This window comes from Microbacterium sp. Z12_35 (assembly GCF_058310475.1).
On record NZ_JBZEGJ010000002.1, the window covers coordinates 178657 to 196880 of the forward strand.

18 protein-coding genes and 1 pseudogene are annotated in these 18224 nt (G+C 69.1%); 12 read left to right on the plus strand and 7 right to left on the minus strand.

Annotation, left to right across the window (positions count from 1 at the left end; genetic code table 11):
* Nucleotides 1-32 precede the first annotated feature (32 nt).
* On the minus strand, nt 33-1265 hold the full coding sequence (locus AC4FS1_RS13715; protein WP_491156030.1) for an acyl-CoA dehydrogenase family protein: 1233 nt from the start codon (nt 1263-1265) through the stop codon (nt 33-35).
* Nucleotides 1266-1381: 116 nt separating this feature from the next.
* On the opposite strand from AC4FS1_RS13715, the gene AC4FS1_RS13720 reads away from it, so the two are divergent.
* Nucleotides 1382-1849 (plus strand): MarR family winged helix-turn-helix transcriptional regulator, encoded by a 468-nt coding sequence (locus AC4FS1_RS13720; RefSeq protein ID WP_491156031.1) that lies wholly within the window; start codon nt 1382-1384, stop codon nt 1847-1849.
* 39 nt (nt 1850-1888) lie between these two features.
* Here AC4FS1_RS13720 and AC4FS1_RS13725 read toward each other — a convergent pair whose 3' ends face one another.
* The 6 genes and pseudogenes from AC4FS1_RS13725 to AC4FS1_RS13750 form a co-directional block, all read right to left on the minus strand.
* A complete protein-coding gene (locus AC4FS1_RS13725) occupies nt 1889-2977 on the minus strand; it encodes a zinc-binding dehydrogenase (RefSeq protein ID WP_491156033.1) in 1089 nt (362 codons plus the stop codon).
* A gap of 1 nt (nt 2978) precedes the next feature.
* Complete coding sequence (locus tag AC4FS1_RS13730; protein WP_491156035.1) at nt 2979-3803, minus strand: ABC transporter ATP-binding protein; 825 nt, start codon at nt 3801-3803, stop codon at nt 2979-2981.
* Nucleotides 3804-3814: 11 nt separating this feature from the next.
* The gene (locus AC4FS1_RS13735) at nt 3815-4672 is read right to left on the minus strand and encodes an ABC transporter permease (RefSeq protein ID WP_491156036.1); all 858 of its coding nucleotides are present in this window, start codon (nt 4670-4672) and stop codon (nt 3815-3817) included.
* Nucleotides 4669-5520: an ABC transporter permease gene (locus AC4FS1_RS13740; RefSeq protein WP_491156037.1), complete on the minus strand. Its 852-nt coding sequence runs from the start codon at nt 5518-5520 to the stop codon at nt 4669-4671. The genes AC4FS1_RS13735 and AC4FS1_RS13740 overlap by 4 nt, the downstream gene beginning before the upstream one ends.
* 282 nt (nt 5521-5802) lie before the next feature.
* A pseudogene (locus AC4FS1_RS13745) lies at nt 5803-6618 on the minus strand (ABC transporter substrate-binding protein); the annotation flags it as partial.
* A 121-nt stretch (nt 6619-6739) separates the two neighbouring features.
* Nucleotides 6740-7447, minus strand: coding sequence for a GntR family transcriptional regulator (locus AC4FS1_RS13750; protein WP_491156039.1), 708 nt, complete (start codon nt 7445-7447; stop codon nt 6740-6742).
* A 171-nt stretch (nt 7448-7618) separates the two neighbouring features.
* Between AC4FS1_RS13750 and AC4FS1_RS13755 the strand changes: the two genes are divergently transcribed.
* The 11 genes from AC4FS1_RS13755 to AC4FS1_RS13805 all read left to right on the plus strand — a co-directional run bounded on the left by AC4FS1_RS13755 (nt 7619) and on the right by AC4FS1_RS13805 (nt 18166).
* Nucleotides 7619-8458, plus strand: coding sequence for an SDR family NAD(P)-dependent oxidoreductase (locus tag AC4FS1_RS13755; RefSeq protein WP_491156041.1), 840 nt, complete (start codon nt 7619-7621; stop codon nt 8456-8458).
* A gap of 83 nt (nt 8459-8541) precedes the next feature.
* Entirely contained in the window at nt 8542-9474 is a 933-nt protein-coding gene (locus AC4FS1_RS13760) for an NAD(P)H-binding protein (RefSeq protein WP_491156043.1), read from the plus strand.
* A complete protein-coding gene (locus AC4FS1_RS13765; protein WP_491156046.1) occupies nt 9471-10292 on the plus strand; it encodes an N-acyl homoserine lactonase family protein in 822 nt (273 codons plus the stop codon). The genes AC4FS1_RS13760 and AC4FS1_RS13765 overlap by 4 nt, the downstream gene beginning before the upstream one ends.
* A complete protein-coding gene (locus AC4FS1_RS13770) occupies nt 10289-11182 on the plus strand; it encodes an NAD(P)-dependent oxidoreductase (protein ID WP_491156048.1) in 894 nt (297 codons plus the stop codon). Before AC4FS1_RS13765 ends, AC4FS1_RS13770 begins: the two co-directional genes overlap by 4 nt.
* A 53-nt stretch (nt 11183-11235) precedes the next feature.
* Complete coding sequence (pcaC, locus tag AC4FS1_RS13775; protein ID WP_491156050.1) at nt 11236-11646, plus strand: 4-carboxymuconolactone decarboxylase; 411 nt, start codon at nt 11236-11238, stop codon at nt 11644-11646.
* On the plus strand, nt 11643-12548 hold the full coding sequence (locus AC4FS1_RS13780) for an NAD(P)-dependent oxidoreductase (RefSeq protein ID WP_491156051.1): 906 nt from the start codon (nt 11643-11645) through the stop codon (nt 12546-12548). The genes pcaC and AC4FS1_RS13780 overlap by 4 nt, the downstream gene beginning before the upstream one ends.
* Entirely contained in the window at nt 12545-13294 is a 750-nt protein-coding gene (locus tag AC4FS1_RS13785) for a carboxymuconolactone decarboxylase family protein (protein ID WP_491156052.1), read from the plus strand. The genes AC4FS1_RS13780 and AC4FS1_RS13785 overlap by 4 nt, the downstream gene beginning before the upstream one ends.
* Nucleotides 13291-14862: an FAD-binding oxidoreductase gene (locus AC4FS1_RS13790; RefSeq protein ID WP_491156053.1), complete on the plus strand. Its 1572-nt coding sequence runs from the start codon at nt 13291-13293 to the stop codon at nt 14860-14862. The genes AC4FS1_RS13785 and AC4FS1_RS13790 overlap by 4 nt, the downstream gene beginning before the upstream one ends.
* 1 nt (nt 14863) lies before the next feature.
* The gene (locus AC4FS1_RS13795) at nt 14864-16252 is read left to right on the plus strand and encodes an FAD-binding oxidoreductase (RefSeq protein WP_491156055.1); all 1389 of its coding nucleotides are present in this window, start codon (nt 14864-14866) and stop codon (nt 16250-16252) included.
* A gap of 1 nt (nt 16253) precedes the next feature.
* On the plus strand, nt 16254-17066 hold the full coding sequence (locus tag AC4FS1_RS13800) for an SDR family NAD(P)-dependent oxidoreductase (protein ID WP_491156056.1): 813 nt from the start codon (nt 16254-16256) through the stop codon (nt 17064-17066).
* The gene (locus AC4FS1_RS13805; RefSeq protein ID WP_491156058.1) at nt 17063-18166 is read left to right on the plus strand and encodes a zinc-binding dehydrogenase; all 1104 of its coding nucleotides are present in this window, start codon (nt 17063-17065) and stop codon (nt 18164-18166) included. Before AC4FS1_RS13800 ends, AC4FS1_RS13805 begins: the two co-directional genes overlap by 4 nt.
* The last annotated feature ends 58 nt before the right edge of the window (nt 18167-18224 follow it).

Sequence of the window (18224 nt, forward strand, 5' to 3'; positions counted from 1 at the left end):
TCCACCCCTCCTTATACATATGTGCGCCCTCGTTACATCGTGAGAGGCTGACCCAGCATCACGCGGCCCTGGGAGGCGAGCAGCACGTCGTGCTGCGCGCCGATGTGCGTGCGGTACATCGCCGCATCCTGGTAGTACTTGCCCATCCGGGTCCCTGCCAGTCCGGCCGACGTGCTGCCCGCCGTGGTGAAGGCGATCTCGATGGCCTCCTGTGCGAGGCGCGCGGCCTGCACGATCTGGCCGCGGATGCGGACGTCATCGGCGGTGGTGAACTCCGCGCCGCCTTCGCTCCACGCGCGGTTGAGCTGCTCGAACTCGCGGATGGCCCCGAGCAGCAGCGTCTGCGACGCCTCGGCGAGCGAGGTGACCTTGCCGTACCAGAGCTGGTACTCCGGTGACTGCGAGCGGGGGATCCGCGGGGGGAAGCTCGAGCCGCGCTGCATGAGGGTTTCGTACTCGTCCATGCAGGCCAGGGCTGCGCCCACCTGGGTCTGCGTGAGGCCCGCGATGAAGAACGCCGACGTGCGACCGAGGTACAGCGGGTTCCCGTGCAGCTGGTAGCCGGGCGTGCCTTTCTCGCCCCACACGATGTCCTTGAAGTTGAACGGCACCACGTTGTGGGAGGGGACGAACGCGTCGTCGATCTCGATCGAGTTGGAGCTGGACGCGTGCAGGCCGATGGTCTTTCCGAAGCCCCAGTCATCCAGGATGGTGAAGTCCTCGCGCGGCAGGATGAACATGTACAGCGCCTTGCTGCCGTCCTCCTGCGTGATCGGGGCGACCGGCATGAAATGCGTGCCGTACGTGCATCCCGAGTTGTAGTCCCACCGGCCGGTCAGGCGGTAGCCGCCGTCCACGGCGGTGACCTCGGCGCGCTGCGGGAACGCGCGGGAGGGGGAGATGAACGGATGCGCCGACCCGAACACCTCGTCCTGCGACTGCGCGGGGAAGTGCGAGGCGAACTGGTAGGCATGGCTGGCTCCCAGTTCCCATGACCAGCCCACGCCCGGGTCGCCGCGCGAGATCTCGATGGCGACGCGGAAGAAGGTCTCGAGGTCGGTCTCGAACCCGCCGTAGCGGCGCGGGCGAAGAAGGTCATAGAGCCCGGCCTCGCGGAACGCCTCGTGGATCTCAGGCGAGTAGGTCCCGAGCTGCGCGTGCTCCGGCTGCAGCTCGCGCAGGCGTTCGCGCAGCGCCCGGGCGCGGGCGATGAGTTCGTCCGCGGTCGGCTGCTCGGTCGCGTCGCGTTCCTCGACCATCGTCATGTGGATCTCCGTTCGCTTCATCGCGTAGCGGTGCGCAATGTATATACCAACTATAACGATACCGGCGCGCGGTGGGGGGCGCAAGGCGTCGAGCCGCCGCTCGGTAAGCTCGGGGCATGCCGCAATCCCCTACGCGCGACGAGCTGCTCGGCGAGCTGGGCGACCGCATCATCGAGGTCTTCCGGGCGCTGCAAGGCCAGGTGACCGTGCCCCGCGAGGGCCTCATCCACGTGACCCGCTCCGAGGCCGACATCATGCGCATCCTCATGGAGTCGCCGGGAACGACGGTGACCGAGATCGCCCGCGCCTTCGGCCAGCACAAGAGCAACACGAGCACGCGGGTGGCCGCTCTCGTGGAGAAAGGGCTGGCCCGGAAGGCCTCGGCGGAGGCGGACGGGCGAGAGGTCCGCGTCTTCGCGACCGACCTCGCGCGCGAGAACCTCCTGAAGTACCGCTCCGTGTGGGCCGAGCACCTCGCGCCGGTCGCGCCCGAGGACGACGAGCGCCTGGCTGTGGCGGCACAGGTCATCGCCGAGATCGCCGACGGGCTCGAACGCGGCGGTCGCCGCACGCCGGAGCGCTGAGCGCGCTCAGGCCGCAGCACCCGGGAGCGCTGAGCGCGCTCAGAATCCGACGAACACACCGGTGATGTCCTCCGCGGTGAGCGAATTGCGCACCACGAGGTCGATATCTCCCAGCGCGTAGGTCCGGGTCACGATCGGGCTCGGGTCGAGTTCGCCGCGCTCGAGCATGCCCGCCCAGCGGGCCAGGTCTGGAGCCGGAACGATCTGGCCGTTCTGGCAACCGACGACCTTCTTGCCGTACACCGTCAGCTCCAGCTGGGGCAACACGACCTCGGTGTCGGAGTGGTCCACGCCCGCGAGCACCACCGTGCCGGCGCGGCGCGCCATGAGCACCGCCTGCCGGGTGGCGCGCGCAGGCCCGGCTGCCTCGATGACCGCGTCGGCGCCGCGCCCTTCCGTGAGCGCGCGCACGGCCGCCACCGGGTCGGTGCTGGCCGGATCCACGTCGTCGGTGGCGCCGAGCCGGCGTGCCACCGCGCGGCGATGCGGGTCGGGATCGAGCGCGATGATCCGTTCCGCTCCGGCCAGACGGGCGCCCTGCACCGCCCACAGGCCCACGTGGCCGAGCCCGACCACGGCGACCGATTGGCCGGGCTGCACCTGGGCGATGGTGAAGACCGAGCCGAGCGCCGTGCTGACGCCGCACCCCAGCAGGCACGCCACCTCATCCGGAAGGGCGTCGGAGAGGGGATGCACCTGCACACGGTCGACGCGGAGCAGCTCGGCGTACGCGCCGACACGGCCCGCCGCACGCACCTCCCGCCCGTCCGGGAGATCGGCCACGATCGGGTCGGAGCCGTCCATCAGGACGGAGCACTGGTCGGGTCTGCCGGCCGCGCAATAGAAGCACTCGCCGCACTGCGGAGTGGCGGAGACGATCACCCGCTGCCCCGGGCGGAGACCATCCACGGCGCTGCCGACGCTTTCGACGACACCGATGGCGGTGTGACCGAGGATCACCGGGGGCACCTTGCGGCGCATCGCGCGCCATCCCATCCAATCCGTGGAGCAGAAGGGCGCCGCCGTCGTCCGGACGACCAGCTGGCCGGCGTCGGGCTCCCGCAGCTCGACATCGCGCACCTCGAAGGGCGAGGCGAAGGCCGTGAGGACGGCTGCGCGTGCCCGCACGTCAGTGGCCTCGGTCGTCGCCGTGGATGAGGCGGGCGACGTGTCCGCGGAGGTGGATGAAGTCGGGGTTCTCGCGCGTCGTGATCTGGTTCCGCGGTTCGGGAAGGTGCACGGCGATGTCTTCGACGATGTGTGCCGGAGGGCGGGAGAGAACGAGCACGCGGTTGGCGAGATAGACACTCTCGTCGATGTCGTGCGTGACGAAGAGGATCGTCATGTCGTACCGCTCGCGAATCTGCAGGACGAGATCCTCCAGGCCCTCTCGGGTCTGCGCATCCACCGAGGCGAACGGCTCGTCCATGAGGAGGAGCTTCGGGCGGTACGCGAGAGCCCGCGCGATCGCGACGCGCTGCTGCATCCCTCCGGAAAGCTGCCACGGGTAGCGCTTGGCCATCCCCGTGAGGCCCACCGCGTCCAGCGACTCGGTGACGAGCGCGGCGCGTTCGGCCTTCGACATGCTCGATCCCTGCAGCGGGAAGGCGACGTTCTTCTCGATCGTGAGCCATGGCAGGAGCGAGCGGCTGTAGTCCTGGAACACCATGGCCATGCCGGCGGGAACGCCCGCGCTCTTCTTCCCGCCCACCCAGACCGCACCCTCGGTGGGGGTGAGGAGCCCGGCGAGGGTGCGCAGGAGTGTCGTCTTCCCCGCGCCGGAGGGGCCGACGATGGAGACGAACTCGCGCGGTTGCACCGAGAACGCGAGGCCTTGGATCGCGTGGTGAGCCGTGGGACCCGAGCCGTAGACGTGCGACACATTGTCGACGACGACGATCGCGTCGGAGGTGGCGGGCGATGTGCCCGCGGTCTGGGGAGTGGTGTCAGTCATGGCTGCGTCCTTCAGGTCCGAGCACGGGAGAGCCGGTGCCACGCGAGGGTGCGGCGCTCCACGAGGTCGAGTAGCGAGTTGATGATCAGTCCGAGGATGGCCAGCGCCAGCATCCACGACCACATGTCCAGTAGCTGGAAGCGGCCCTGCGCCTGGATGAGGAGGAATCCGATGCCGTTGCTGGCGAGCATGAACTCCGAGACGATCGCGAGGAGGAGTGCCGCGGTGCTCGCGATGCGCAGGCCCGCGAAGATCTTCGGCATCGCCCCCGGCAGGATGATCGAGAACAGTCGCCGTGCGGGGGAGATCTTGAAGACCCGGCCCATGTCGAGCATCGTGCTCGCGATCGAACCGACGCCGGATGCGGTGTTGATCAGCACGAACCAGGAAACGCCGTAGGCGATGAACGCGACGCGCATGTCGTCGCCGCCGCCGAGCAGGATGATGAACAACGGCAGCGTGGCGGTCGCGGGGATCGAGCGGAGGAACTCCACGATCGGCGTCACCGTCTCGCGGGCGGCGCGGTTGAGACCCATCGCCGTGCCGACGATGACGCCCCAGACCGTTCCGATGGCGAAGCCGAGCACCATGCGCCCCACCGTGGCGAGGAAGTCGCCGAAGAAGAGCGGTGTGAAGAACCCCGGGCCGCCGAAGAGCAGCTGCCACAGGTTCGCCGCGATGGCCAGCGGCGGGGGGAAGAACGGGGAGGGTGCGAGTGTCGTTGCCACCTGCCACACCGCCACGACGGCGGCCAGAGGCACCAGGAAGTAGGCGAGTCCTACCAGGAACCGTCGGCTGCGACGAGGACGCCGGACCGTGGGGACGCCGTGGGTGAGCAGCGAGTGCGGCGCTGCCTGGATCTGGGTCATCGCCCCTCCGCTCGGGTCGTGGCTTCCCAGCCGAAGAAGCGGCGCTCCACCCAGCCGATGGCCAGGTTGATGACAAGGCCCAGCACGCCGGCGGTGACGGTCGCGGCCAGGACCGCGAGGTACGCGCCGGCGTCGCCGTAGGCACGCTCGCGCGAGATGAACGCCCCGATGCCTTCGGCGCCGCCGGCGATGAGTTCCACGGTGATGACGACGATCAGCGCGATCGAGCTGGCGATGCGGATGCCGGTCATCACGAACGGCGCGGCGGAGGGGACGACGATGCGCCGGACGATTCCCCATCGGCCGATGCCGAAGGTGCGCGCCATGTCTTTGGCGTAGGGGTCGACGTCATGGACGCCGTAGAGGGTATTGAAGACGATGGGCCAGACGGCGGCGAACACCACGATGACGAGCTTCATCTCCATGCCCGCCCCGAGGATCAGCAGCACGAGCGGCACCAGGGCGACCGGCGGGATGGGGCGGACGAGCTCGACGATCGCGCGCGCGCCGCGGTACGCGGGCTGGTAGATGCCGAAGGCCACGCCCAGGGGAATCGCGATGACGCAGGCGATCAGCATCCCGAGGATGTAGGTCAGGAGCGTGGAGCCGACGTCGGCCCGGAAGACGGGATCGCCCCACAGGGCGACCGCCTCGACGACGACGGCCGAGAAAGGTGGCAGGTAGGTCGTGCTGACCAATCCCGAGCGCGAGATGATCTCGAGCAGGACGGCAAGACCCACCACGCCGGCGACGCCGCGCAGGATGGCCGTCGTCCGGCGCCGGGAGGCTGCGCGCCCTTGCGCCGAACGCGCCGCGCGGCGAGGCGCCACGGTGGTCGGACTGGTCACGGGGTGGTTCCTTCGGTCGGGGGAGTGCGGCGGAGCGAGGTTCACCCGCTCCGCCGCACCGGGTCAGCAGTTGGACGGAGCCGGCAGGACGTGGGAAGAGAAGTCGAACTCTTCCTCGAGGCTGCCGCTGGCGAAGTAGATGTCCGCGTTGCGCTGGATCTCTACCAGACGGTTCTCCGTCTGGTAGTCGAGCATCACTTCGTTGGCAGCGACCTCGGCAGGCGCACCCAGGAACGCCGAGAACTGCTCCTCGAAGAGGGCGCGGTCCTCCGCCAGCGCACCCTGCGCTGCGAAGATCGAGCACTGGATGGCGGCGACGGTGTTGGGGTTCTTCTCGACGAAGTCACGCGAAGCGACCCAGCCCGATTCGGCCATGCCCTCGTACTCGCCCGAGCCGTAGTCGAACACGGGAACGCTACCCATGCCGCGGACGGCGGCAAGGGTCGGGCCGACGGCGCTGGACGCGTCGACGGTGCCCTGCTCGAGGGCGGCGGCGACCTCGCCATAGGGCAGCTCGACCCAGTTGACCTCTTCGGGATCGAGATCGGCCTGGAGCATCGCGTCCCGCAGCTTGATGGCGTGGCTGCTGGTGAGGGAGATGACGTTCACCGTCTTCCCCGCGAGGTCTTCGATGCCCTCGATGCCCGAATCCGGGAGCGCTTCGAGCGAGCCGGTCTCCGGCGTGCTCGCCCAGCCCTCGGCGATGACGACGAGCGGGAGGCCCTGGTTGATGGCGTCGATCACGCCGAAGTAGCTGGTGTTGGCCGCTGCGGCGTCACCGGAGATCACCGAGGTGACCGCGATTCCGCTGTTGTCGACGAAGGAGGGCTCGATGGTCAGCCCGTATTCGCTGCCGTACTCGTCGGCGGCGAACTGCAACGGGATGGTGCCCGGGCCGCGGATGCCGGTGAGCGTCACATCGGTGACCTCGGCCGCCGTGGGGTCGCCGGTGGCCTCGGGGGTGGACGCGTCGTCGTCGCCGCCGGCCCCGGAGGTGCAAGCGGACAGGGCGAGTACGCCCGCGAGCATGACACCGGTGACAGCAGCCAGTCGCGAACGGTGTCGAGTGTGCGTGGAAGACATGCGATTCCTCTCCATTGAGAACCGGCGAGTGCAACGCGCGGCCTTGTCCGACAATAATACGGCGGACAGATGCGGTCAATATACCCGCTATAACTAACCTGCTCCGGAGCGCCTGTATGGCGCCCGGCGGGGCCCGCTACTCGGCGTTCTCGGCGGCGCGAAGGTGCTTGAGGGCGGTCTTCGCGGCATTGCGCACGTGGGTGGCGCAGAGCTCGGCCGCGGCTTTGCCCTCCCGCTTTCGTGCTGCCGCTGCCACCGCGCGCAGCTCTTCGGCGGCCACTTCGGCGCGGCCGGGTTCGCTCATGGACGTCGCCCGCAGCAGCCGCACGCGGGCCTGCAGCCCCTCGATGATGTTCTGCAGCGACGGACTGGCGGCTCCCTCGACGAGAACCTCGTAGATCTTGTCCTTGGCGTCCAGGACGATGCGGATGTCGTCGGTGCCCGCGGTGAGGCGGGCGAAGTCTTCCACGCTCGCGTCGAGGCGGTCGAGTTGTGCGTCGGTGGCGCGCTCGACGAAGCGCTCCACCAGCACGGATTCGAGAACGGCGCGGATGTCGTACATGTCCTCGGCCTCGGCGAGCGAGGGTGCGCTGACGACGGCGCCGCGCTGGGGGACGACGGTGACCAGGCCCTCGCTGGTGAGTTCGCGCAGTGCCTCACGGACGGTGGTGCGCGAGACCCCGAGCTGTTCGATGAGTTCGCGTTCGACCAGGCGCTGTCCTGGCCGCAACTGGAAGTCGAGGATGGCTGCGCGCAGGGCCATGATGACCTGTTCTCGCAGCGGGGCGGCCACTCTGTCGACCGGCGATCCTGACCATGCTGCCACGGGGTTCGTTGTCGACATCAGGGGGCATCCTCACTGCGGGCGGTGACACAGATCATACCCGCGGGAGGGTGGGATCGTCGGGCAATCATGCAAAGGCGCCGCTCCGCTGACCTATATTATCGTCAGACAATCTGCGCGGGGCTCGCCCGGCGGATGCGGGCGTCGACGGAGGCGCGGAAAGGCGGGACGATGTCGTACGCGGGTCTGCAGGGGAAGGTGGCCATCGTCACCGGAGGAGCCGGCGGGATCGGCGCGGCCGTCGTCACGCGATTGTCCGAGGCGGGCGCAAAGCTCGTGGTCGTCGACATCGACGAAGCACGGGCGAAGGCGGCGGCGGACGCCGTCGAAGGGGAGGCCATCGGCGTCGGCGCCGACGTGTCGACGGAAGAGGGTGTCCGGACGTACCTCGACGCGGCACTCGGGGAGTTCGGCTCAGCCGATCTCCACCACCTCAACGCGGGCATCGCCGGAAAGCCGGGACTTCAGGTTCCCGACACCACCGTGTCGGAGTGGGACGCCGTCATGGGAGTGAACCTGCGCGGCCCTTATCTCGGCATCCGCGAGGCGATCCGCCACTACGCCGCCACCGGGACCACGGGGTCGATCGTGGTGACCGCCTCGATTGCGAGCCTGCGCGGCGCGGCCGACCTGCTGGCCTATACGACGTCGAAGCACGGCGTCATCGGGTTGGTCCACGGCGCGGCCGTGTACGCCGGGCCCGCTGGGGTGCGCATCAATGCGGTTGCGCCGGGCATCGTTCCGACGCCGATCTTCGGCGCAGCCGGGATCGAGGACATGAACCACCGCGCGAGCACGTCGCCGCTGCGCCGCGCGGGCACCCCCGATGAGGTGGCAGCCGCCGTGGCGTTCCTCCTCAGTGACGACAGCTCGTACATCACGGGTACCGTCCTGTCGGTGGACGGCGGGGCGAGCGTGCAGAACACCAACCGTTATGGCGGAGGGGCAGGCCTGTGGGATACCGCTGCGGTGGATGCCGACCTTCATCAGCTGTTCGGGAACCGCCCATAGATTGTCATACGGTATTTACATCACACAAACTGTCAGACAGGATGGGGGACACCCATCCGCGCTGTTTCAAGGGAGAAGCCGCCATGTACGTCATTACTGGTGTGGGCGGATACGTGGGAAACGCGGTCGCGGAGAACCTTCTCGCTTCCGTCCCCGCTGATCAGATCATCGTGACCAGCCGCAACCCGGACGTGCTCGAACGGTGGGCCGAACGCGGGGTCGCGGCTCGCGCGGCCGACTACGAGGACGCCGATTCGCTGCGGGCGGCCTTCGCCGGCGGAGATCGCCTGTTCCTGGTCTCCGCCATGGAGGCGGGCCCCAACCGCCAGCGCCAGCATCGCAACGCGGTGGAGGCGGCGAAGGATGCCGGCATCCAGCACATCATCTACACGTCGTTCATCGGAACAGAGCGGCCGGACGTGATGTCGCACGAGGTCGCGGACCACAAGTTCACCGAGAAGCTCATCATGGACAGCGGCATGAGCTGGAACATGCTGCGCAACAACCAGTACGCCGACGCGATGGCCGAGAACCAGGCCGCCATCGCCATCACGAGCGGTCAGTCGATCGGCAACACCGCCGACGGAAAGGTCGCCTTCGTGGCCCGCGACGATGTCGCCGCTGTGGCCGCCGAGATCCTCAAGGGCGCCGGCGAACCGAACACGGGGTACGACGTCACCGGCCCGGAGATGTTCACCTACCGGGAGGTGGGGGAGATGATCATCGAGCTCAGCGGGGCGCCCATCCAGATCGTCGACCTCAGCGATGACGAGATGTACGCCATGTGGGACGCCCTCGGGGTTCCGCGCGAGGCGACGGGTGACTTCTCCTCCTCGCCCGTTCCGTGGTGCAGCGACGGCATGGTCTCCTTCGGACAGATGGTGCGGATGGGCAGCATGGCGAAGGTCACCGACGTCGTCGAGCGGTTCACGGGGCGCAAGCCCCGGCGCCTGATCGACCTCATGCAGGAGCGCCGAGCCGGCTGGCCGTCGGCCCCGCAGGGGGTGGCCGGATGAGCGACGAGTACGAGGTCGTCATCGTTCAGTACGGCACACGACGAGGGCGCCGCTCCGAGGTCTTCCTGAACTACCACATCTACGGCCAGGACGATGCTCCGATCGGCATGGACTACTTCGTCTGGGTGCTCCGCAACGACGAGCGCACGATCCTCGTCGACACGGGGTTCTCGGAGGAAGGCGGACGCAACCGCCATCGCACGTTCGTGCGCGAGCTCCCGGAGATCTACGCGGCGCTCGGGATCGACACCGACGCCGAGCAGACGATCGTGGTCACCCACGCCCACTACGACCACATCGGCAACCTCGGCCTGTTCCCGCGCGCGCAGATCGTGATCGCCGAGTCGGAGTTCGACTTCTGGACCGGCGACATGGGCCGGCGCGCCCAGTTCCGCTACTCCACCGAGGACGCCGAGATCGATGAGCTGCGGGCGGCGCACGCGCAGGGCCGCGTGCGCACGTTCCGCGACCGGCTGGAACTCGCTCCCGGCGTCGAGCTGCTCGAACTCGGCGGGCACACGCCCGGCCAGTGCGCGGTGCGCGTGCGCACCTCGGAGGGCGATGCTCTGCTCGCGTCGGATGCCGTCCATTACTACGAGGAGTACGAGGACGACCTGCCCTTCGCGTTCGTCGCGGACCTGCCGAAGATGTACGCCGGGTTCGACCGCGTGCGGGCACTGATGGGCGACGGGGTGCGGCATCTCGTGTCGGGCCACGACCCCGACACACTGGGCCGATTCCGCAAGGTGGAGTCGGGACCGCTCGCCGGGGTCGCAGCGACCATCGGCACCGCCGGATCACGAAAGGGAACAGCATGACCGATCGCGTCGGATTCATCGGCCTGGGCAACATGGGAGGCCGCATGACGCGGCGGATCGTCGACGGCGGCGTTCCCGTGCTCGGCTTCGACATGGTGCGCGACGCCGTGACCGCCGCCGGCGCCGATCCGGCCGGAAGCGCCGTCGAGGTCGCCTCCCAGTCCGACATCGTCTTCCTGTCCCTCCCGGACAGCAAGGTCGTGGAGCGCGTGATCCTGGGTGACGAGGCGTTCATCCCGGCCCTCCGCGAGGGCACCGTCGTCGTCGACCTCAGCACCGCCGCACCCAGCTCGACCGTCCGCATCTCGGCGCTGCTGGCCGAGCGCGGCGTCGATTACGTCGATGCCGGGATCTCCGGCGGCGCGGCCGCTGCGGAGAAGGGCACGCTCACCCTGATGGTGGGCGGCTCGGCCGAGGCGCTCGAGCGAGCACGTCCCGTTCTGGCCCACTTCGCCACCGGCATCCACCCCATGGGCGCCTCGGGCACCGGGCACAGCATGAAGCTGCTCAACAACTTCCTCAACGCCATCAGCCTGTCCGCCACCGCGGAGGTCATGGTGGCCGCGAAGAAGGCGGGGCTCGACCTCGAGACCGTGCTCGACGTGCTCAACTCCAGCTCGGGCGTGAACTTCGCCACCCAGAACCGCTTCCCGAAGATCATCCACGGCGACTACCTCAAGGGCGGCCTCACGAACGCGCTCATGACGAAGGACGTGGTGCTCTACGTGGATCACCTCCACGAGCTGGGCGTGGCCTCGCTCAACTCCGCCGCCCCGCTGGCGGCCTTCGGACTGGCCAACGCGCTGGGCTATGCCGACGAGATCAGCAACCGCGTCGTCGACGCGATCGGCGACGTCTCGGGACACGTGCGCCTGACCGATCCCGCGTGAGCATCCCCGCTCGCGCGCCCCACACCCCCCTCCAGAACAGGAACAACCGCGACATGGCGAACAACGACGACCCCACCCGACGTGAGACATACGAGGACGGCCTCCAGGTGCGCCGCGAGGTGCTCGGCACCGCACACGTGGACCGTTCGCTGGGGCAGGTCACCGAGTTCTCCCGCCCCATCCAGGAGCTCGTCACCGAGTACTGCTGGGGTGCCGTGTGGACCCGGCCTGGGCTGGACCGCCGCACACGGAGCCTGTTGAACCTGGCGATGCTGTCGGCGCTCAACCGCGGTCACGAGCTCGGCGTGCACGTGCGCGGCGCGATCCGCAACGGTGTCACCCCGGAAGAGATCCAGGAAGCCCTCATGCAGGTCGCCGTCTACGTCGGGGTGCCGGCATCGCTGGAGTCGTTCCGCATCGCCGAGGCCAAGCTCGAGGAGATGAAGGCGGCGGGCGAACTGTGAGCGTCTCCACGGTCGGTTTCGTCGGCCTCGGCAACATGGGGACGCCCATGGCGCGCCGCCTGGTCGAGGCCGGGCATCGTGTCGTCGGCTTCGACATCGCGGAATCGGCGCGTGAGCGCCTCACCGCCGCGGGCGGCGAAGCCGTCGCGCGCGCAACCGACGTGGTCCGGGATGCGCAGATCGTCATCCTGATGCTGCCCAATTCCGACATCGTGGATGCGGCCGTGCTCGGCCCCGACGGACTCCTCGCTGCCGCTCCGGCCGGCACCCTGTTCGTCGACATGAGTTCGTCAGAACCCCTGCGCACGCGGGCCCTCGCCGACCTCGTTGCCGTCGGCGGCGCGCGACTCATCGACGCGCCGGTATCCGGAGGCGTCGGCGGTGCCGAGAAGGGCACGCTCACGATCATGGTCGGCGGCGACGCGGCCGACGTCGCCGAGGCCACGCCGGTGTTCGAGGTGCTCGGGCGACCGGCCCATGTCGGCGCGATCGGCGCGGGGCATGCGCTGAAGGCTCTCAACAACCTGATGTCCGCCGCGCACCTGTGGGTCACCAGCGAAGCGATGCTCACCGGGATGGCCTTCGGTCTCGACCCGAAGGTGATGCTCGAGGCGATCAACCGCTCGAGCGGTCGCAGCGGATCCACCGAGCACAAGTGGCCGAACTTCATCGTCGGGGAGACCTACGATTCCGGGTTCGGCCTGAGCCTCATGCTCAAAGACATGAAGATCGCCACGGGCCTCGCCGAGCGCCTCGGGGTGCCGCACGAACTGAGCGACGCGGCGGTCGCGCACTGGGCCACCGCATCCGAAGACCTCGGCCCGCGCGCCGATCACACCGAGGTCGCTCGCTGGCTGCGCGCCGAGAAGGCCCCCACGACGAAGGAAGGAGCCCAGCAATGACCGACGCCGAACGCCGCCAGCAGATCCGCACCGAGGTCGAAGAGACCGTCGGCGGATGGGACGGACGGCTGCAGGCCGTGCTCGACCTCGATCCCGAGTTCCTCTCCGCCTACGGGCGGCTCGCGGGGGTCCCCGATCGCACCGGCGCTCTCCCGGAGAAGGTGCGTCACTTCATCCGCCTGGCCGTCGCCGCCAACTCCACCCACCTCTATCTTCCGCCGGTGCGCGGCCACATCCGCCGGGCGCTGGATGCCGGCGCGACGCCGGCCGAGGTGATGGAGGTGCTCGAGTGCTGCGCGACGCTGGGAATCCACGCCATGAACATCGGTGTGCCGATCCTCGTCGAGGTGCTCGAGGAGGCCGGGATCCGCACCGAGGCGGCCGCGCTGACGGACTACCAGGAGAAGCTCAAGGCCGACTTCACCGAGAAGCGCGGCTATTGGCATGACTTCTGGAACGAGATCCTCGAGCTGGCGCCGGAGTTCTTCGACGCGTACACCGAGTTCTCCTCCGTGCCGTGGGTGAGTGGGCCGCTCGAACCGAAGGTGAAGGAATTCATCTACATCGCCTTCGACACCGCCGCCACGCACCTCTACACCTCGGGACTCAAGCTCCACCTGCAGAACGCGGTGCGTTATGGCGCGACGGCGCAGGAGCTCATCGAGGTCATGGAGATCGCCGCGACCCTCGGCATCCACGGCGTGCTCGAAGCGGCCCCGATCCTCGCCGAGGAAGCGGGACGATGAGCATCGCCCAGCGGGACGCGAGCTATGCCCTGCCGGCCGAAGCCGTGCAGCGCTTCCGCGAAGCGCTGGGTGATGAGGCGGTCGTGGTCGACGAGGCCGGCCGCGACGAGTACCGCGACCCGTACTGGCTTCCCGAAGACCGCACGTACGACTCCTCGGCCGTGCTGTACCCCTCCTCCACGGAGGAAGTGCAGGCGTTGGTCCGCATCGCGAACGACCTCGGTGTGCCGCTGTGGACGTCGTCGCAGGGCCGCAACAACGGCTACGGCGGGCCCTCGCCACGGGTGAAGGGCTCGGTTCTGGTGAGCCTGCGGCGCATGAACCGCGTGCTGGAGATCAACGACGAACTCGCCTACGCGGTCGTCGAGCCCGGCGTCACGTGGATGGAGCTGCACGCCGCCATCGAAGAGGCCGGTTACGACCTGCTCGTGTCGATACCGGACCTCGGGTGGGGATCGGTCATCGGCAACACGATGGACAGCGGCGTGACGTACCTGCCGCTGGGCATGGACTGGCAGGCCCCCACCGGCATGGAGGTCGTGCTCGCCGACGGATCGCTGCTGCGGACCGGCATGGGTGCCATTCCCGACTCCCCGTCGTGGCACGTCTACAAGCGCGGGCTCGGCCCGGTGCTGGATCCCCTGTTCGTGCAGTCCAACTTCGGCATCGTCACGCGCATGGGCTACTGGCTCATGCGCAAGCCCGATGCGTACGCGCCGCTCTTCCTCACCGTGCCCCGTGACGGGCAGCTGGAGCAGGCCATCGACATCCTTCGCGAGCTGCGCCTGGCCGGAGTCATCCGGGGCGTCCCGGTCATGCAGAACACCGTGACCCTCGCCTCGCACTTCCCCGAGCTCCTGGGCAAGATGCAGGGGGCGGACACGACGCTCAGCTCCGAGAAGCTCGACGAGATCGCCGATCTCACCGGCGTCGGCCGGTGGGGCATGCGCACCGCCGTGTGGGGGGATGCGGCGGTCGTGGCCCGCCACGTCGAGATGATCACGCACGCCTGGTCTGCCATCGAGGGATCTCGTGTGGACCACGCCCGCACCTACCGCCACGACGAGTGGGATCAGATCGAGCACTTCGTGGACAAGGTGCAGGGCGGCATCCCGAGCCTGGACATGCTCGAGGCGATGCCAGACAACGTCGGCCACGTCGGGTTCTCCCCGGCGGTGCCGCTGCAGGGCGCCGCGATCCGCGAGGTCGTCGATCTCCTCGAGGACATCGTCGTGCGGGAGGCGGGAGTGAACTTCGTCGTCGGCATCTGCGTCTCCAGCGAGCGCAGCGCGATCGTGGTCAGCGGCCTGGCCTTCGACGCATCCGATGAAGAGCAGTCCCGCACCGCCTACGCGACGGTCAAGACGATGGTCCGGGAGGCCGGCAAGCTCGGCTACGGCGAGTACCGGGCGCACCTGGATTTCATGGATCTCGCCGCCGAACAGTACTCGTTCAACGACTTCGCGTACCGCAGGTTCGTGGAACGCATCAAGGACGCCGTCGACCCGCGCGGCATCCTCTCACCGGGCCGGCACGGCATCTGGCCGGCGAACAGACGAAAGGACTGACATGGGAGCCCAACTCGACAGCGCCGTCGATGAACTCCGCGGCACGATCACCGGCACGGTGTATCTGCGTGGCGAAGAGGGATACGCGGCCGAGATCGGCGGGTTCAACCTGCTCTCGCCGAACAACCCCGATCTGGTCGTCACCCCCGCCGATGAGGCAGAGGTGCAGACCGTGGTGCGGTGGGCCGCCGCGCAGGGGACGACCGTCCATCCGCAGGCCACCGGGCACGGCGCGTACCGCCAGCTCGACTCCGGTGTGCTGTTGAAGACCAGCCGCCTCGACACCCTCGTCGTCGACGCGGAGAACGCACGATTCACCCTCGGTGCGGGGCTCACCTGGCAGGACATCGTCCCCGCCCTGCACGCCGCCGGACTCGGCGCGGTGACCGGCTCCGCCCGGACCGTCGGTGCGGTCGGCCTGGTGCTGGGCGGCGGTATCGGACCGCTCGGACGCACGCTCGGCATGGCCGGCGACTGGGTGCGCGGATTCCGCGTGGTCGACGGGAACGGCGACGTGCTCGTGGCGACCCCGACCGAGAACGACGACCTGTTCTGGGCGCTCCGCGGCGGCAAGGTCGGACTCGGCGTCGTCACGGAGATGACCGTCGAAGCCCCGCGCATGCCGTACGTCTACGGCGGCGGCATCTTCTACGCCGAGGAGGACATCGACCGCCTCGCCCACGCGTGGCTGGACTGGGTGCCCGGTCTGCAGGACTCGGCGAACACGTCGTTCGCGATCCTGCGCCTTCCCCCCGACCTCCCGGCTCCGCTGGGTGGCGCGACGGTGTTCCACATCCGCTTCGCGTACGTCGAGCTGGGTGCCACGAACGAGGAGCTCGCCGAGCGCGGCGAGGCGATCCTCGCCTCCTGGCGGGAGATCGCCGGCCCCGGCATCCTCGACACCGTCGGGATCCTGCCGAGCGACCGGATCGCCGAAATCCACTCCGAGCCCACCGACCCGCTGCCGCTGTGGGAGTGGGGCGACTTCCTCGGGAGGGTGGACCACGAGCTGATCGACGTGCTCGTCGAGAACGCCGGCGGGGGCGTCGCCTGCCCCCTCGCTACCGTCGAGGTGCGCTATCACGGTGGCGCGCTGGCCCGCGATCCCGAGCACCCGAGCGCGATCGGCGGACGCAAGGAGCCCTTCACGCTGCTCGTCCTGGGCGTGCCCATCGACGGCATCGCGCCCTGGGAGGTCGTCGAGGCCGCCGGCTACGCCATCCGCGACCGGCTGACCACCTACAGCGGCGCCGAGGTGAACTACAACTGGGCGGGCCACCCCACCGCCGAGGTCTTCCAGAACCGGCTGTGGTCGAAGGCGAACGCCGCGCGCCTGAGCGAGATCCGCCGCGCGCACGACCCCGCCGGCGTGTTCGAGTTCGGCAACTGACGTGACGAGCATCGCGGGACGCGTCGCCGTCGTCACGGGCGGAGCCTCGGGCATCGGCCGGGGCATCGCCGAGCAGTTGATCGCCGAAGGCGCGACTGTCGTGATCGCCGACATCGAGCGCAGGGCGCTGGAGGCGACGGCCGCGGACATCGGGGCCACCGGCATCCGCGTCGACGTGAGCGACCCCGCCAGCGTGGAGGGGCTGGCCGACGAGGTGGTCGACCGGTTCGGCTCGGTGGGGATCGTCGTGAACAACGCGGGAGTGGGACCCCTGGCGCGCATGGCCGAGATGACGCTGGATGACTGGCGCTTCCTGGTGAACGTGAACCTCTGGGGGGTCATCCACGGGGTCTCCACCTTCCTGCCGCGACTTCTGGCCAACCCGGATGGCGGGCACATCGTGAACACCGGATCGATGGCGTCGTTCTCGCCGATGTCGGGGGCCGGCGCCTACGCCGTGACCAAGTACGGGGTCGCCGCGCTCACCGAAGCTCTCGCCCTCGAGCTCGCCGAGGACGACGCGAACGTGCACGTCACGCTCCTCGCCCCCGGCACCGTGCGCACCAACATCAAGGCGAGCCTGCGCAATCGCCCTGCGGGGCAGGGTGGTGCGCTCGCCGACGTCGACATCTCCGAGGGTCCGGCGGGAGACCTCCGGTGGATCGACCCCATCGACGCGGGCCGCATCGTCACGCGGGCGATCCGCAACGACGACCTGTACGCGGTGACCCACCCGGACTGGTGGCACATCGTCGACGTGCGCCAGCAGGCGATCCGTGCGGCGTTCGAGAAATACCCCGTGGAGGAGTCATGAGCGTTTTCGGTGCTGCCGGAGTCCTGCGGCAGATCGGCGAGCCGTTCTCGATCGAACAGGTCGAGATGCTGCCGCTGGATCCCACCCGGGTGCTGGTGAAGACCCACGCGAGCCCGTTCTGCTCGACCGACGTGAAGAACTGGCAGGGCAAGCTCTACAAGATCCCGCCCACGATCCTCGGTCACGCCTCCATCGGCGAGGTCGTCGAGGTCGGCGCCGACGTGCGCGGTGTCTCCGTCGGCCAGCGTGTGGTCGTGCCGGGCACCCCCGAGTGCGGCCGCTGCTACTACTGCTCCATCGGTGAGCCGTGGCAGTGCTCCGAGCTGTTCGACCTGGGTGGGATCTACCCCGACATCGCCCGCGGTGCCGACGGCGCGCTCATCTCGTGCGCGGGATGCGTCGGCGGTTACGCGGAGTACATGTCGATCTCGGGCAACCAGGTGTTCCCCGTCGAGTCCGACCTGTCCTCCGAGGTGCTCTCGCTCCTCGGGTGCGGCGTCAGCACGGGCGTGGGCTCGGTAGAGAACGTCGCGCAGCTGGCCCCCGGCGAGTCGGTCGCGATCGTCGGCGCCGGCCACCTCGGACTGTGGATGCTGCAGGCTGCACGTCTGGCGGGAGCCGGAACGATCGTCGTCATCGAGCCGCATGAAGGGCGGCGCCTGCTCGCGGCCGACATGGGCGCCGACCACGTCATCGACCCGTCCGACGTCGACCCCGTCGCTGCCGTGCGCGACCTCACCGGCGGTCGCGGGGCCGATGTCGGACTCGAAGCAGCCGGTCCCACCGCATCCCAGCGCACGGCGGTGGAGGCGACGCGTCGCGGCGGGCGCACCGTGCTCACCGGGTTCGAGATCGGTGGCGCGCAGCTCACGCTGCCGCAGGTGGAGACGGCTCTGCAGAGCCGCCGCATCCTCAGCTCCCAGAACGGGCAGCTGCACATGCGCAGCGACCTGCAGCGCTACGCGGGTCTGCTCGAGCGCGGGCGACTGGACCCTGCGCCCATCCTGACGCGGACCTACGCGCTGTCCGAGCTCGACTCGGCCCGCGACCGGTCCGGGTCGCTCGAAGACGTCTGCGGAGTCATCGTCTTCGACCACTGAGCCCCCTCGGGCTGAGCTCCCGAAGGCTCAGCCCGAGGGCCTGTCCCTGATCCGCTCG

What these genes read in the sequence shown, in the direction of transcription:
- pcaC (WP_491156050.1), top strand. Translation starts at nt 11,236, where the DNA reads ATGGCGAACAACGACGACCCCACCCGACGTGAGACATACGAGGACGGC.
- AC4FS1_RS13755 (WP_491156041.1), top strand. Translation starts at nt 7,619, where the DNA reads ATGTCGTACGCGGGTCTGCAGGGGAAGGTGGCCATCGTCACCGGAGGA.
- AC4FS1_RS13750 (WP_491156039.1), bottom strand. Translation starts at nt 7,447, where the DNA reads ATGTCGACAACGAACCCCGTGGCAGCATGGTCAGGATCGCCGGTCGAC.
- AC4FS1_RS13730 (WP_491156035.1), bottom strand. Translation starts at nt 3,803, where the DNA reads ATGACTGACACCACTCCCCAGACCGCGGGCACATCGCCCGCCACCTCC.
- AC4FS1_RS13795 (WP_491156055.1), top strand. Translation starts at nt 14,864, where the DNA reads ATGGGAGCCCAACTCGACAGCGCCGTCGATGAACTCCGCGGCACGATC.
- AC4FS1_RS13760 (WP_491156043.1), top strand. Translation starts at nt 8,542, where the DNA reads ATGTACGTCATTACTGGTGTGGGCGGATACGTGGGAAACGCGGTCGCG.
- AC4FS1_RS13805 (WP_491156058.1), top strand. Translation starts at nt 17,063, where the DNA reads ATGAGCGTTTTCGGTGCTGCCGGAGTCCTGCGGCAGATCGGCGAGCCG.
- AC4FS1_RS13770 (WP_491156048.1), top strand. Translation starts at nt 10,289, where the DNA reads ATGACCGATCGCGTCGGATTCATCGGCCTGGGCAACATGGGAGGCCGC.
- AC4FS1_RS13785 (WP_491156052.1), top strand. Translation starts at nt 12,545, where the DNA reads ATGACCGACGCCGAACGCCGCCAGCAGATCCGCACCGAGGTCGAAGAG.
- AC4FS1_RS13720 (WP_491156031.1), top strand. Translation starts at nt 1,382, where the DNA reads ATGCCGCAATCCCCTACGCGCGACGAGCTGCTCGGCGAGCTGGGCGAC.
- AC4FS1_RS13735 (WP_491156036.1), bottom strand. Translation starts at nt 4,672, where the DNA reads ATGACCCAGATCCAGGCAGCGCCGCACTCGCTGCTCACCCACGGCGTC.
- AC4FS1_RS13790 (WP_491156053.1), top strand. Translation starts at nt 13,291, where the DNA reads ATGAGCATCGCCCAGCGGGACGCGAGCTATGCCCTGCCGGCCGAAGCC.
- AC4FS1_RS13765 (WP_491156046.1), top strand. Translation starts at nt 9,471, where the DNA reads ATGAGCGACGAGTACGAGGTCGTCATCGTTCAGTACGGCACACGACGA.
- AC4FS1_RS13715 (WP_491156030.1), bottom strand. Translation starts at nt 1,265, where the DNA reads ATGACGATGGTCGAGGAACGCGACGCGACCGAGCAGCCGACCGCGGAC.